This window comes from Lactobacillus sp. ESL0700 (assembly GCF_029392095.1).
Lineage (GTDB): Bacteria > Bacillota > Bacilli > Lactobacillales > Lactobacillaceae > Lactobacillus.
In genome coordinates, this window is sequence record NZ_CP113930.1 from 235,186 (window position 1) to 249,152 (window position 13,967).

Annotated in this window: 12 protein-coding genes; 10 read left to right on the forward strand and 2 right to left on the reverse strand. The window is 38.1% G+C overall.

The genetic code is table 11. The features are described from left to right. Positions 1–14: 14 nt before the first annotated feature. From OZX63_RS01210 to OZX63_RS01240, 7 genes are all read left to right on the forward strand, one after another. Positions 15–779 carry an ABC transporter permease gene (locus OZX63_RS01210; protein ID WP_277143912.1) on the forward strand — a complete coding sequence of 255 codons (765 nt, stop codon included), beginning with the start codon at positions 15–17 and terminating at the stop codon, positions 777–779. A 105-nt stretch (positions 780–884) separates the two neighbouring features. Next, positions 885–1,715, forward strand: coding sequence for a CPBP family intramembrane glutamic endopeptidase (locus OZX63_RS01215; protein ID WP_277143914.1), 831 nt, complete (start codon positions 885–887; stop codon positions 1,713–1,715). A 320-nt stretch (positions 1,716–2,035) separates the two neighbouring features. Then, a complete protein-coding gene (locus OZX63_RS01220; protein ID WP_277143916.1) occupies positions 2,036–3,121 on the forward strand; it encodes an ABC transporter ATP-binding protein in 1,086 nt (361 codons plus the stop codon). Then, positions 3,121–3,987: a sugar ABC transporter permease gene (locus OZX63_RS01225; RefSeq protein WP_277133352.1), complete on the forward strand. Its 867-nt coding sequence runs from the start codon at positions 3,121–3,123 to the stop codon at positions 3,985–3,987. Before OZX63_RS01220 ends, OZX63_RS01225 begins: the two co-directional genes overlap by 1 nt. Continuing rightward, positions 3,988–4,812, forward strand: a complete 825-nt coding sequence (locus OZX63_RS01230; protein WP_277133353.1) for a carbohydrate ABC transporter permease — start codon at positions 3,988–3,990, stop codon at positions 4,810–4,812. After that, positions 4,796–6,091: an MBL fold metallo-hydrolase gene (locus tag OZX63_RS01235; protein ID WP_277143918.1), complete on the forward strand. Its 1,296-nt coding sequence runs from the start codon at positions 4,796–4,798 to the stop codon at positions 6,089–6,091. Before OZX63_RS01230 ends, OZX63_RS01235 begins: the two co-directional genes overlap by 17 nt. A 45-nt stretch (positions 6,092–6,136) precedes the next feature. Continuing rightward, complete coding sequence (locus tag OZX63_RS01240) at positions 6,137–7,444, forward strand: extracellular solute-binding protein (RefSeq protein ID WP_277143920.1); 1,308 nt, start codon at positions 6,137–6,139, stop codon at positions 7,442–7,444. 79 nt (positions 7,445–7,523) lie between these two features. Here OZX63_RS01240 and OZX63_RS01245 read toward each other — a convergent pair whose 3' ends face one another. Beyond that, positions 7,524–8,402 carry a LysR family transcriptional regulator gene (locus OZX63_RS01245; RefSeq protein ID WP_277143922.1) on the reverse strand — a complete coding sequence of 293 codons (879 nt, stop codon included), beginning with the start codon at positions 8,400–8,402 and terminating at the stop codon, positions 7,524–7,526. Positions 8,403–8,545: 143 nt separating this feature from the next. On the opposite strand from OZX63_RS01245, the gene OZX63_RS01250 reads away from it, so the two are divergent. Both OZX63_RS01250 and OZX63_RS01255 read left to right on the forward strand, forming a co-directional pair. Further along, positions 8,546–9,790 (forward strand): MFS transporter, encoded by a 1,245-nt coding sequence (locus OZX63_RS01250; protein ID WP_277143924.1) that lies wholly within the window; start codon positions 8,546–8,548, stop codon positions 9,788–9,790. A 13-nt stretch (positions 9,791–9,803) separates the two neighbouring features. Continuing rightward, positions 9,804–11,306 (forward strand): FAD-binding protein, encoded by a 1,503-nt coding sequence (locus OZX63_RS01255; protein WP_277143926.1) that lies wholly within the window; start codon positions 9,804–9,806, stop codon positions 11,304–11,306. 59 nt (positions 11,307–11,365) lie between these two features. Here OZX63_RS01255 and OZX63_RS01260 read toward each other — a convergent pair whose 3' ends face one another. Then, entirely contained in the window at positions 11,366–11,950 is a 585-nt protein-coding gene (locus tag OZX63_RS01260) for a hypothetical protein (RefSeq protein WP_277143928.1), read from the reverse strand. 177 nt (positions 11,951–12,127) lie between these two features. On the opposite strand from OZX63_RS01260, the gene OZX63_RS01265 reads away from it, so the two are divergent. Further along, positions 12,128–13,966, forward strand: coding sequence for a beta-glucoside-specific PTS transporter subunit IIABC (locus tag OZX63_RS01265; RefSeq protein WP_277143930.1), 1,839 nt, complete (start codon positions 12,128–12,130; stop codon positions 13,964–13,966). The last annotated feature ends 1 nt before the right edge of the window (position 13,967 follow it).

Below are 13,967 nucleotides of genomic sequence, written 5' to 3' on the forward strand. Positions count from 1 at the left end.
AAATGAGATAAAAAATGATTCTTAATATTAAACAAGAGTTTTATAAACAGCGACATAAAAGAATTATATGGTTTATACCTGTAATTCTTTTAATACTAATGATAATGGCTTCATGTACTTTAGGATATGGAGAGTCGAAGCGTTTGTTGATGACTTGTTATGATGCACCAGACTGGATAATGTTTATTTTAGTAATTATTGGGTCAACGATGTTTTCGATGGAATTTCAAAATAATGCAATTTTGACAATATTGTATAAAGCTTCTAAAAAGTTAGACGTTTACCTATCTAAATATATTGTTGTTATTACCTATGATTGCTTTTTACATGCATTAGCAATTATTTTTACCATTGGTTTGAAGTCGATAACTCTGGGTACCACAATAACTTGGACTACTATTTATGAATATAATCAACCAATTTGGCTAAATATGCTTAATACAATGTTAATAGATTTGTTAACGACGATGCTGATTATTAGCTTAGTATTTTTGCTGTCTTGCTTGATTACTAGTAATGCAATTGTGATTACAACTAGTTTTTTGGTTATCTTTTTAGGACAAGCAGTTTCAGCAAATTTATTAAATTTGGGTAAGTTCGTTAATGTGCTTAAATGGAATCCATTAAATATGGTTAGCCTAACTAGGCAATACTATAACTTTGCAATGTATTATTCGACAACTCACCTTGAAAATGTACAAATTATATTAGGGACGTTGGTATACTTACTAATATTTTTTATCCTTGGCTACATGATTTTTAGGAAAAGGAAGTTTTAGATATTAGTACCTCTTTTTAATTGGATCTTATCATGAAAAAAGTAAACATAAATTTGAAAATGCTAATATAGGAATGTTGAGTTTCAGATGTTTTGGAGGAGAATGGTGAAAAAATTTAAAGTAAGTAATGACAGTGTGTGGACACCAGTCTTGTTTTTTGCTGTGATGGAAGTAGCATTTGTAGTTATTGCATATGGTTTAATGCTTCTTCCTGGCCTTGGATTAAGTGCATTGTATCATTTTAGAATTTTAAGTAGAGGGGCATTACTAACAGCAGCGAATAATTTGGAAGTACCGCTGATTATTATTAGATATATTCTTGCAATTTGGTTATTACTGACTCTGAATAAAAAGTGGTTACAAGAACCGTTACATTTTAAAAATTGGCACTGGTCCTTGGGCACAATATTTGTTGCGTTAATAGCTCTTATTGTTTATAGCTATGGTTTTACAACTACTAAGTTTAGTTTGAATATGAATCTCTGCTTTATCTTTGGCCCAGCAATTTTTGAAGAAATTTGGTTTCGGGGAATTATTTTATCGGCGCTAGTAAGACGATTGTCTCAGAGAAAATTTGGTGTTTTTTTTGCATTGCTGATTTCTGCAATCATTTTTGGCTGTGGTCATATTATTGGTAATAATCAACCAACTTTGCTTGATTTAATTGTTCAAGTAGTGAATGCAACTGGTTTCGGATTTTTAGTTGGTGCTTTATATTTACGTAGTAAAAATTTGTTTTTACCAATGATGCTTCATTTTATTAATGACTTTGGCGTGTACTTTTTTTCTTTGGGATGGGAAGATTTATTACCACTTTCAGCTGTGGGATGTACAATTTTAGAGCTAGTAGTTTGTGTTTGTGCCGCTATTTTATTAATTCATAATTTTAATAGCCAGGCTTGGCTTGAAGGAAATATGAGTAAGCTATATTTTTAATCAGTCGAAATAATAAAATTTTTAACTAATATTCGGTTAATTAGTTTAGTTTTAAATAATAGTTTGCCAAAAAGGTGGTAGTAAGAAATTACCGCCTTTTTGTTTTGTTCTTGTTAATGATAAAACAGAAACATTAAATCATATTTTTGGCAAATAATTAACTATTCAAGCAGTAAAAACGAATATTCGCTTTAAAAAGTAACTTACTTTTAATAAATTACGAATTTTTATTAAGAAAAGATAGTTGTGCTGAAGCGTAATTTATCTTAAAATTAGGGAGGAAAACAAACAGTTAATACAAGATATAGTGGTGCGAACGTATGGATGATAACAAATTCGTTGAAGTAAAAAATCTCAGGAAAGTCTATGACAATGGGCATGAGGCCATTAAGGACGTTAGCTTTTCTGTTAAAAAGGGGGATCTGGTTTGTCTTTTAGGGCCATCTGGCTGTGGTAAAACAACTATTTTGAATATATTAGCAGGCTTACTTAGTCCAACTGCTGGTGATATTTTATTTGGTGGCAAATCAGTAGTGAAGATTGCGCCTAAAGACCGGCACATTGGCTATGTTTTTCAAAACTATGCTTTATATCCGCACATGACGGTTCTGCAAAATGTCATGTTTCCGTTAGTAGTTGGCAAACAAAAGAAGTCGAAGACGGAAGCAGAGCAAATTGCGCGCAAGTACATGGAACTGACACAGATTACAGATTTAGCCGAAGAAAAGCCGGGCAACTTATCAGGTGGTCAGCAACAGCGGGTGGCAATTGCCCGGGCATTAGTTCAGGAGCCGCAGATTTTATTAATGGATGAGCCGCTATCTAACCTTGATGCTCGTTTGCGCTTGAAAATCCGCGAAGAAATTCGCTCATTGGTTAAGTCAGTAGGGATTACAACGCTATTTGTCACTCACGATCAAGAAGAAGCTTTATCAATCGGCGACAAAATTATCCTCTTCAATGATGGTGTTATTCAGCAGGATGATCTGGGACAGAACTTTTATTTGGAACCAAATAATTACTTTGTTGCTAACTTTGTCGGTAATCCCGTGATTGATAATTTCAAGGTTACTAAGACTGCTGATGAATTGCAGGGTAGTGATTTTACAATTAAATTGGCGGAGCTGGAGCAATCACGATTTAAGCGCAATTTACCAGATGGTGAATATACATTGTCGGTGCGGCCAGAAAATATTGTTCCGCAAGAAGATGGTGTCTTGACAACACAGATTGATGATGTCGAGTTAATCGGTCGTGAACGAATTTTGAAGTTTACCCATGATGATGTTCAGGCACGATCATTGGTGAATTTGGAATCGACATTAAGACGCGGTGACCAAATTAAATTGGCGTTGCGACTTGACCGCATCTTTCTCTTTACTCCTGAAGGAGAGCGCGTTTACTAATGAAGACAAATCAAAAAAAGGCGTGGTTGTTTTTAGCGCCGACAATTATTTTTGTTACGTTGTTCAGTATTTATCCTATTTTGCGTGCCTTTGGCATGAGCTTGCAAAAGGGGTCATTAATTGACTTAACATGGGCTGGCTTTAGCAATTATCAGTATATCTTTCATGATCCTGAATTTTGGCTGGCTATTAAAAATACCATCTTGTATGCCGTTATCTCAGTGCCAGTCGGTTTAGCGATTTCGATTATGCTAGCGTGGATTATTTTTAGCAAAGTTAAGCACAAGACCTTCTTTGAAACGACGTTCTTTATGCCGTATGTAACCTCAACAATCGCGATTGGGATTGTCTTTCGCTATATTTTTAACGGAGACTATGGAATGTTGAACTTTATCCTGCGCTGCTTGCACCTGCCAGCACCAGATTGGATTGATGATCCGGCAATGTCTTTAATTACAATTATTATCTTTGGCATTTGGTCAGGCCTGGCCTTTAACATCGTTATTTTGATGGGAGCACTGCGCAACATTGACCCTAACTTTTATACGATAGCCGATATGTATGGTGCCAGCGGCAAAGACAAGTTTTGGCGGATTACGATGCCCGAATTAGTGCCAACCATTGCCTTTTTGTTAACAATGAACATTATTGGTGCCTTTAAAATTTATACTTCGGTTTATGCCTTGTTCAATGGGCAAGCCGGGGTCGGTAATTCCGGCACAACCGCGGTTTTCTATATTTATAATAAATTCCAGATTGTTGGTACGCCGGGTGTAGCGATGGCGGCAACAGTTGTCTTATTTTTAATTATTTTGTTTGCGACATTCTTGCAGCGCAAAATGATGAAGAAGATAGGAGAAAATTAGATGAAAAAACTGCGTTTAGGTGTGTTATTCAGTTATATTATTTTATTTATCTTCGCAATTATTACGGTTTTCCCGTTCATTTATATGCTGCTGGGTGGGCTGATGAGCTTTCAAGAGACGACGTCAATCCCGCCGACGCTCATTCCGCATCATTTTGAATGGAGCAATTATGCAAAAGTCTTCGCTCGGGCTCCTTTTGCTCGGTACTTTTTCAATACAGTGCTGACTGCTAGTATTACAACGATTGTTAGCTTATTTAATTCACTACTTGGTGCCTTTGCGATGGTTAACCTGCACTTTAAGGGCAAGGGCATTGTGCAGATGGTGCTGCTCTCGTTATTAATGGTACCGGGAGAAGCGATTATTTTTACCAATTACAACACAATTGCCCACATGGGTCTGCTCAATACTTATATTGGGTTGGTGTTGCCGTTTTTAACGTCAATTTTTTATATGTATTACCTGCAAAGTTACTTTGGCTCGATTTCGGAGACAATTTATAAGGCAGCCATGATTGATGGGGCCAGTGATTGGGAGTACATTTGGAAAATCTTGGTTCCAATGTCCAAAGGTGGTCTATTTACTGTTGGCCTGCTTAGTTTTATTTCAGGATGGAACTCGTTTCTATGGCCACTCTTAGTAACTAACGAAGATACAATGCGACTGTTGAACAATGGTTTATCGACTTTTGCATCAGATGCCGGGAGCGAAACGCAACTGCAGCTAGCTGCAGCAACGCTGACGGTTTTACCAATTTTGATTTTGTACTTTATTTTTAGAAAACAGATTATCCAAGGAGTGGTACGTAATGACCTTAAAGGATAAGACAACGATTACTTTTTATAATGGTTTGACAACAATTGGCGGACCAATGATTGAGGTTGCTTATAACAAGTCGCATGTGCTGTTTGACTTAGGGGAAGTTTTTCGGCCAGAGTTAAACTTGCCCGATGAAAGTTACGCAACTTTAATTAAAAATCAGTTAATTGGGGATGTGCCAGACTTTTATGATCCACAACTAACAGGCAAGGCGATTAATCATGAACGTTGGGAGCATGCGGCTGCGTACATGTCGCACTTGCATCTTGACCACAGTAAGGCAATGAACTTTTTGGCACCAGAGATACCACTTTACGCTGGACCGATTACTGCCAAAATGCTGCCGGCATTAAATGAATTGGGCGATTTTCTGCTGCCAGCTGCAGGGCATGCAGCTAATTACACGCGGCCGATTATTGCGGCGGAATATCGGCAGCCAATCGAGGTTGGCGACATTACCCTTGAAGTGTGGCCGAGTGATCATGATGCTTATGGGGCAACTGGCTTGATTGTGACAACTCCTGATAAGAAGATTGCCTATACTGGCGATATTCGCTTGCATGGCTATCATCCCGACTGGGTGCACCAATTCTTAGCAGCTGCTAAGGGCAGTGATGTGCTCATCATTGAAGGCACTGGCGTTTCTTGGCCTGAAGAACAGCATGACCAAAATAGTGAAGAATTCACCGGTCCAAAGAATGAGCGGGAATTAACGGAGCAGATTGTTGCACTTCAACGGGAAAATCCGGAGCGCCAGATGACTTTTAACACTTATTCAACTAATGTTGAACGCTTGTTAAGAATTATCAGTGATTCACCGCGGCAAGTTGTATTGCATGCGGCACGGGCACACTTGCTCAAAGAGAGTTTGGGCAAGGATTATCCATATTATTACTTGCCACAGGATGAAAAGTTTGCTGACTTACAACCAGAACTAGCAATTTCTTACCAAGAATTGTTAGCAGATAAGGGCAAATACTTGTGGCAGGCAGTAGCTGACTTTGACAAGTTGCAAGAAGGCGGCATTTATATTCACTCAAATGCAGAACCGTTAGGTGAGTTTGACCCTGCTTATCGGCCATTTGTTGAGCAATTTGCAGCAAAGAAGATTGAGTTTAAGGCATTGCGCTGTTCTGGTCATGCGGATGTTAAAGAGCTCAAGGAAATTATTGCGGAGGTTCAGCCAGCAATGCTGATTCCGGTGCACACATTGCATCCGGAGCTGGAAGAGAACCCATTTGGAAAGCGGATTTTACCTGAGCGTAATCAAACAGTTACGCTTTAGTGAATCAAAATTTATTGTTTAGTTTTATTTTGGGAGGTTTACCAAATGAAGTTTAGTAGAAAACTAGCAGCGGCTTTTGCCACCGGTTTGGTGTTAATGGGGACAGCTGCATGTTCTAATGGTAGCAATTCTTCTTCTTCGTCATCAAGTACGGATAAGATTCCGACAAAGATTACCAAGAAGACCAATATTGTTTTCTGGCACGGAATGACTGGTGTTCAGCAGGCAACATTGAAGAAGCTGACACAGGAATTTGAGCAAAAGAACCCGAAGATTACAGTTAAGTTGGAAAATCAAGGTGCGTACAACGATTTACAAGCTAAGATTAATTCAACATTGCAGTCACCAAATAACTTACCTACAATCACGCAGGCTTATCCAGATTGGTTGTACACGGCTTCAAAGAACAAGCTGCTGGTTGACTTAAAGCCATACATTAATAATAAAAATATTGGCTGGGGTTCAAGCAGTGCTTCTGACATTAAGCCAGCATTACTTTCCGGTGCACAAATAGGCGGCGTTCAATACGGTATTCCATTCAATAAGTCGATTGAAACTTTGACCTACAATGCTGATATGTTCAAGAAGTATGGGATTAAAAAGGCACCAGCAACAATGGCAGAATTGAAGCAAGATGCCGAAACAATTTACACTAAGAGTAAGCATAAGGTTGTTGGTGCTGGCTTTGACTCATTATCTAACTATTACGTTTTGGGGATGAAGAATGAGGGCATTGACTTTTCAAGTAAAATTGACTTTGGCGGTGCTGCTTCTAAGAAAGTTATCAACTATTATGCCGATGGTATCAAGAAGGGCTACTTCAGAACTGCAGGTTCAGAGCATTACCTTTCAGGACCATTTGCTAACCAAAAAGTAGCAATGTATATCGGAACTTCTGCTGGTGAAGGCTTTGTTAAGCAAGGTGTAGGCAACAGATTTACTTATGATGTTGCTCCTCGTCCTGGTAAATACACAATGCAACAAGGGACAGACATTTACATGTTTAAGCATGCAAGTGCTGACCAAAAGGCTGCTGCCTTTCTCTTCATTAAGTTCTTGGTTTCAAAATCAAGCCAGCTTGAATGGGCTAATGCCACAGGTTACATTCCAGTTAACCAAAGTGTAGTTGACTCTAAGGCTTATAAGTCTAATAAGAAGATTAAGCTGCCAGCAAAATTGGAGAGTGCCATGAAGAACTTGTACAGTGTTCCCGTTGTTAAGGACGCTGGTGCAGCTTATGGTCAGCTTAACCCAATCATGCAGAGTATCTACGCTGCTGCACAAAAGAAGCAGAGTACAGACAGTGCCATTAAGACTGGTAAGTCAAAATTTGACGCTGCATGGAAACAATAAAAACTAAACATTTATGTAATTATTTACAATAAAAGGACCTATTCCAATTACGGAATAGGTCCTTTTTGTGATGGAAAAATTACCATTGTGACTTAGAAATGTTAATTGCCTGGGCAATGTACTTACTGACAATCGCAATTTCATCTTTCTTAGTCGAATTAACTGAAGATAAAATACCATATGACAATTTTTGCGGCGTAACTAGTGGTGTATAACGCAAATCCGAATCGCTTTTGTTATATAGGACACTAGGAACAATTCCGATGCCCATCTTTGCTCGCACATACGCAACTAAAATGGATGAATCCGTTTCTTCTTTGAAGCTGATGTCATAATCACTACTTTGCAGACTGAATTTAAGACTTTCAACTGCGGGGAAATTATCGCTGCCATTCCATAGATAAATCTTGCGGCCGATCAGATCGCTGAATTTGATACTATCTTTCAGGTAAAGTCGGTCACCTTGGGCGATTACTACGGAAAAACCTTTTTGAAATAGTTCAAGATAAACGGTTTCCTTTTTCTCACTAATAATATCTTTTTGAATAATTAATAAGTCGATGGTGTCATCGTTAATTAGGTTACTGAGGTCAAGTTTTTGGCCAGGATCGACAAAGACGGGGACCAGATCCAATTGGGTGTGGGAGTTAACCAATCTAAGTGCAATGGGCAGCCACTTTTTTTCAAAAGGTAAGTCAGTGTAGCCCATTTTTATTTTGCGCCGCTTAGTATTATTGCCTTGCTGCAAATTGCGAATGGTATCGCTAATTTCCGCTGCGGTCAGTGACATTTGGTTATAGAAGATTTTGCCTTTTTCTGTTAAAAAAATCTTGTGATAGCCGCGTTCAAAGAGCTTAATCTGTAATTCTTTTTCGAGGTTTTTAATGTTTTTGGAAACTGTCGATTGTGATAGGTACATTTCGTTAGCTGACTTAGTAAAGTTGAGATTTTTTGCCAAAGACAAAAAACAACGTATTTGCGTAGAGTTCATTTAATACAATTCCATTTCATCATAGTGCTATTCATTATTTAGTTCATCATAGCGCTAACATCAGTGTATTATCAAGTCATATTCAAAAGTATCAATGATGAGGTGATCAAATGAGTAAGCAAAAAAGGAATATTAGACCTTGGGTAGTCATGTGCTGTATCGGATTGATTTCGGCAGCTTGCCTAGGATCAAGTATGGTATTGATGGGGTCATTTTTAGCGCCGTTAAGTCAAGCGTTACATACACCAATCTCAACGTTGTCATATTATTACACCGTATTAGTATTGGCGATGGCTGTAATGACACCAAACGTACCGAAAATTTTGGCAAAAGTTAATAATAAATTATTATTCGCAATTGCTAGTTTAGCAGTTGCCGTTAGTTTATTTTTAATGCCACACTTTACAGCGGTTTGGATGTTCTTTGTAATTGCCATTATTATCGGGGTTGCAATTTCATTTATGTCATTCACACCAGTTGGAATTTTAATTGATAACTGGTTTAGTGACCAAGCTGGATTTGCTATCGGCTTGTGCTGGGCAATCACGTCTGTCTTTCAAGGGATTATGAGTCCTGTATTGTCAGTTCTGATTACTAAATATGGCTGGCAACAGAGCATGACGATATTAGCAATTATCGTTGCGGTTTTGAGTATTCCATGTGCCTTATTTGGGATTAACTTTACGCCTGAATTAGAAGGACGCAAGCCATATGGTTACAAGGAAGATGCGACTGATGACACTGAAGAAACTAGTGTAAAGCCGGTTTCTAATCACGAATTATTTAAATCTGTCACATTTTGGTTATTGCTAGCAATCGTAATCTTGTTGCAATTCCCAGCTGTAATGAACCAAATGTTCCCAACTTATGCTGCTAGTGCAGGCTTTAGTGGCGAAGTTGGTGGCTTTATGGTAACGGCCGCAATGGTGTTTGATATTTTCCTTAATCCATTAGTTGGTTCAACTTGTGATAAGTATGGTGCCGAAAAAGCCAGTTTATTCTGGTTAGCAGTTTCTGTTGTTTCGTATATCTTACTAATTCTTGCAACTAACATGCACTCGGCTAACTTAGCAATTTTCAGTGCCGGAATTAATGATATTTTCTATGTCTATTTAGGAACAGGAATCACGACAATTGCAACGGCGGCATTAGGCAAACGTGCCTTTGCTAAAGGCTTTTCGTATGTTAACTCAATTGCTTTTCTGATTGGGGCTTTTGCAATGCCACTTAACAATTTAATTGCCGAAAAATTTGGCGGTTTTAACGCTGTTTATGTGTTCTTTGCTGTAATTGCAATACTTATTATGGTCTTGGTTGCCATAATTGCGAAAAAGCATTTTGAAACAGAAAGTTAGTTAAGGAGAAGAAATGAAGAAAAACGAATATGAAATTATTGTTGTTGGTGCCAGCAATGCCGGTGGAATGGCTGCCGCAGCTGCTGCCGAAAAAGGCGGCGACGTTTTAGTAATTGATAAGGCTGGTAGTGCCGGCTACTTATACAGAGAAACGATTGCTGCAATTCACAGTAAGGCACAAAAAAAGGCGGGCGTTGAAATTGACCGTAATGAATTAGTCAATTTTATTTCAACCTTTAACCAAGGCAATGTTGACCAGCGTTTATTAAATGTTTGGGCTGACAATAGCTCAGAAATGGTTGATTGGCTTGATGATGAAGTCTTGCAGCCTCATGGTGCCTATATCAAGGCAACACCTGACGCTCATTTTGAAACAGACCGTAATCGTGCTTTTCCAACAGGAAATGAAGCTACTGCTCCTGATGGTAAGTATTGGCAAATGGGCTATGGTAACTGGGTAATTGAAAAAGCTGAAAAATTGGGTGCCGAATTTTCCTGGTGGACAATGCTTGAAAGCCTAGTTGTCGAAAATGGTCGCGTAGTGGGTGTTGTTGTTAAAGACGTGAAGACTAAGAAGACAACAACTATTAGAGCAACTAAGGGCGTAATTTTGTGTACTGGTGGTTATGGTTCTAATGAAGCATTGATGCAGAAGTGGAATCCACTTGGCTTAAAGACCAATGTTTATACCGATGGCCAACGAGACGATGGTTCCGGTATTGTTGCCGCTGTGGAAATCGGTGCTGCTAAGGATGAAGAACCAGCTTCAATCGTCTTTAACCGTGGTGCTGTTCCTGTTGGTACTAAAACAGAAAACTTCTATGAAGTTGACTTAACTCCTCCAGATGATCCCGGATATTTGTGGCTTGGTTCCTACCCAATGTTGAAGGTTAACTTGAATGGTGAACGCTTCTTTAATGAAAGTGCCCCATACCAGTTCCAAATGAGTGCTGCTTCTAAACAACCTGGTTATCTTAGTGCCATGATTTGGACTGAAGAAACCATGACTGATGAAGCATTAAGACAATATCATACTTTAGGTTGTTCACGCTTGGGCTTCCCTGGAATTTTCACAGGGGATGAGGCACGTAAAGAAGTTAATGACCGCTTGAAGGAAGGCTTAGTACAAAAGGCTGACACGATTGAAGAATTAGCTGAAAAATTGGGTCTGCCAGTTGCTAATTTAACTAAGACAGTTGCACGCTACAATGAAATGGTAGCTCAAGGCCGCGACGATGACTTTGGCAAGGAAAGTTCACGTTTAGAGCCAGTTAATAAGGCGCCATATTACGGTGCAATTTTGGGTGGCCGGCTATTGGCAACTCTCGATGGCTTACGCATTAATACTAAGATGCAAGTTATTAGTAAGCAAGACAAGGTAATTCCTGGTCTTTACGCTGCTGGTAATTGTTCCGGTGGCTTCTTCTGGGGTGTCTATCCTGATCACATTCCTGGCCTAACAGTTAGTCACGCATTAACTTTTGGTCGTTTAGCTGGAAAGTATGCAGCAGAATAATAATTCAGATTAAAAAGGTCTGTTCCGTAATTGGAACAGACCTTTTTGTGATGGGAAAATTATTTAGTGAAAGCCACGTATGAACCGAATTGCAAACATTTACTGATAATATCGGCAATTTCTTGTGCAGATGAATCTGGGCTTTCATAAAACCACCATTTAATAATTTGCATGGCTGATGCAGCGAATAAGTTTGCTTGCAATTTGTCATATTTAGTACATTCTTGCTTGATTTTTAAGATATAGTCTTTAAATTTAGCAGCAAATGTTTCTTGCATCATGGTAAATACATCTAGTTCAAGGTGATCTGACCAGAGTGTCTTTAACCAACTCTTGTGATGCAGTAGCGGCAACAAGGCTTTGGGCAGTTGTTGCTGGTAACTGGTGAAGGGATTGCTATTTTGAGGATTAAGAAAGGAAACATCAATGTATGCCGAAAATGCCTTAAGTGTTTCGCGCACCATCGTATCGCGTAGGTCATATTTATCATGATAATATTTGTAAAACGTTGATTTATTAATCATCATTGCATCTGTTAGATCGCGAATAGTTATTTTAGAAAAAGGTTTATCATTGATACATTTTGCAAAACCATTTTGAATAACTAATTTGGTTTTGGTAACGCGAAGATCTTCTTTTGTCATTGTTTTATCCAGCTTCACTACACACTTTTAATAAATAAATATACCATAATTTTTGCCCTAAAAGTTGAATAATCAACTAAAAACTACAAAAGGTTGTTTAACCAACACTTTATAAAAATCTTGTGATTTTTGTGAAAACGCAATCATGATAAATTATTTACAGAAAGAGAGGACGTTATGGATTATCAAAAAATCGCTCAAAAAATCATGAATTTGTTGGGCAACAAAGAAAATATTGATCAAGCAACCCACTGTTCAACTAGGTTGCGAGTTAATGTTAATGATATTGATCAGGTAAACTTGTCAGCTATCACAGAAATTGATGGTGTAGTTGATGCGGTATATCAAGCTGGACAAGTGCAGGTTGTGATTGGTACTGATGTCGCAAAAGTATACGATGAATTTGTTAAATTATTGCCAGAGGACACGAATTCTAAAAATACAGTTTCTAAGGAAAAGAAAGGCATTTTTTCACGACTAATTGAATTCATTGCTGGCAGTTTTACACCAATTTTGCCAGTAATTATTGGCGGAGGGTTATTAAAAGGCTTTATTGCAATTTTTGTTGCAATAAACGTATTGAATCCTAATAGCATGGATTATAAGCTTTTGTCTTTAATTGCTGATGCTAGTTTTCAGTTTTTGCCGGTATTGCTAGCCTACACATCTGCTAAAAAGCTTAAGGCTAATCCATTTATCGCTGTGACATTGGCAGGTGTATTATTGCACCCAACTTTTGCGGCAATGGTTGCTAGTGGTCATCCACTGGCACTGTTTGGCTTGCCAATTCGAGCAGTTAACTATGGAGCCAGTGTTATTCCTATCTTGTTAATTGTTTATGTACAATCAAAAATTGAAAAATGGTTAAATAACTTGCTGCCCGCAACGGTAGCTATGTTTGTTACACCAACTGTATCAATTCTTGTTAATACAATTTTGGGCTTAATTATTTTAGGGCCAATTGGCGGTTATATTGGTGATTATTTAGGAATGGCAATTGCCTTCTTAAATCAAAATGTACCATGGCTTGCGCCAACAATTTTAGGTGCCTTTTCGCCACTAATCGTAATGATGGGTATGCATTATTCTCTATTTCCGATTGCATTACAATCAATTGCTAAGTTTGGTTATGATTCATTTTTTACACCATCAGGCTTAAGTGCCAATATGGCTCAAGCAGGTGCCGGATTTGCAGTAGCTGTTAAAAATAAAAAGGCACGTTCAACAGCAATTTCAACGTCATTAACTGCATTACTAGGAATTACGGAACCTGTATTGTATGGCGTCAACTTGAAATTTAAAAAGGCTTTAATAGCAGCAATAATTGGTGGTGCTTGCGGTGGATTGTATGCTGGCTTAACTTTTGTTACTTCAACTGCAATGGCCAGTCCTGGAGTTTTAGCAATCGCGCTGTTTGCAAAAACACCAATGAACTTACTTAATGCAGTAATTACCATGGTAATTGCTTTTGGTGTTTCTTTTGTAATTGGCTTGTTGTTGCTTAAGGACAATGATTTACAAAAAGAAAATTCACAAAGTGACAGTACAGAAAAAACTACGACATTAACCGCAATTACAGAAGGAGAAATCGTAGAATTAAAAAATGTTGCTGATCAAACATTTGCAAATGGTACTTTAGGTAACGGGATTGCTTTTAATAGTACAAATGGAGATATTTATGCACCTGTATCTGGCAAGGTAACAATGGTTTTTCCAACTAAGCATGCTTTAGGTATCACTACACCAGATGGTATTGAAATTTTACTTCATTTGGGAATTAATACGGTTGAGTTACAAGGACAATACTTTACCAATTATGTTGATAAAGGAAGTTCTGTTAAGCAGGGACAAAAAATAGCACATTATGATGTTGCTAAAGTTAAAGCTGCTGGTTATGACCCAATTGCAATAATGATTATCACTAATTCAGACAAGGTAGCTTCACAAAGTTTAGTTACTGAAAAAACTACAGTTAAGCAAATGCAAGATGTCTTAAAAGTAAAAGTTAGGAGTTAAG

Coding starts and splice junctions, on each gene's coding strand:
- OZX63_RS01210 (WP_277143912.1), top strand. CDS start 15: ATGATTCTTAATATTAAACAAGAGTTTTATAAACAGCGACATAAAAGA.
- OZX63_RS01220 (WP_277143916.1), top strand. CDS start 2,036: ATGGATGATAACAAATTCGTTGAAGTAAAAAATCTCAGGAAAGTCTAT.
- OZX63_RS01225 (WP_277133352.1), top strand. CDS start 3,121: ATGAAGACAAATCAAAAAAAGGCGTGGTTGTTTTTAGCGCCGACAATT.
- OZX63_RS01230 (WP_277133353.1), top strand. CDS start 3,988: ATGAAAAAACTGCGTTTAGGTGTGTTATTCAGTTATATTATTTTATTT.
- OZX63_RS01235 (WP_277143918.1), top strand. CDS start 4,796: ATGACCTTAAAGGATAAGACAACGATTACTTTTTATAATGGTTTGACA.
- OZX63_RS01240 (WP_277143920.1), top strand. CDS start 6,137: ATGAAGTTTAGTAGAAAACTAGCAGCGGCTTTTGCCACCGGTTTGGTG.
- OZX63_RS01250 (WP_277143924.1), top strand. CDS start 8,546: ATGAGTAAGCAAAAAAGGAATATTAGACCTTGGGTAGTCATGTGCTGT.
- OZX63_RS01255 (WP_277143926.1), top strand. CDS start 9,804: ATGAAGAAAAACGAATATGAAATTATTGTTGTTGGTGCCAGCAATGCC.
- OZX63_RS01260 (WP_277143928.1), bottom strand. CDS start 11,950: ATGACAAAAGAAGATCTTCGCGTTACCAAAACCAAATTAGTTATTCAA.
- OZX63_RS01265 (WP_277143930.1), top strand. CDS start 12,128: ATGGATTATCAAAAAATCGCTCAAAAAATCATGAATTTGTTGGGCAAC.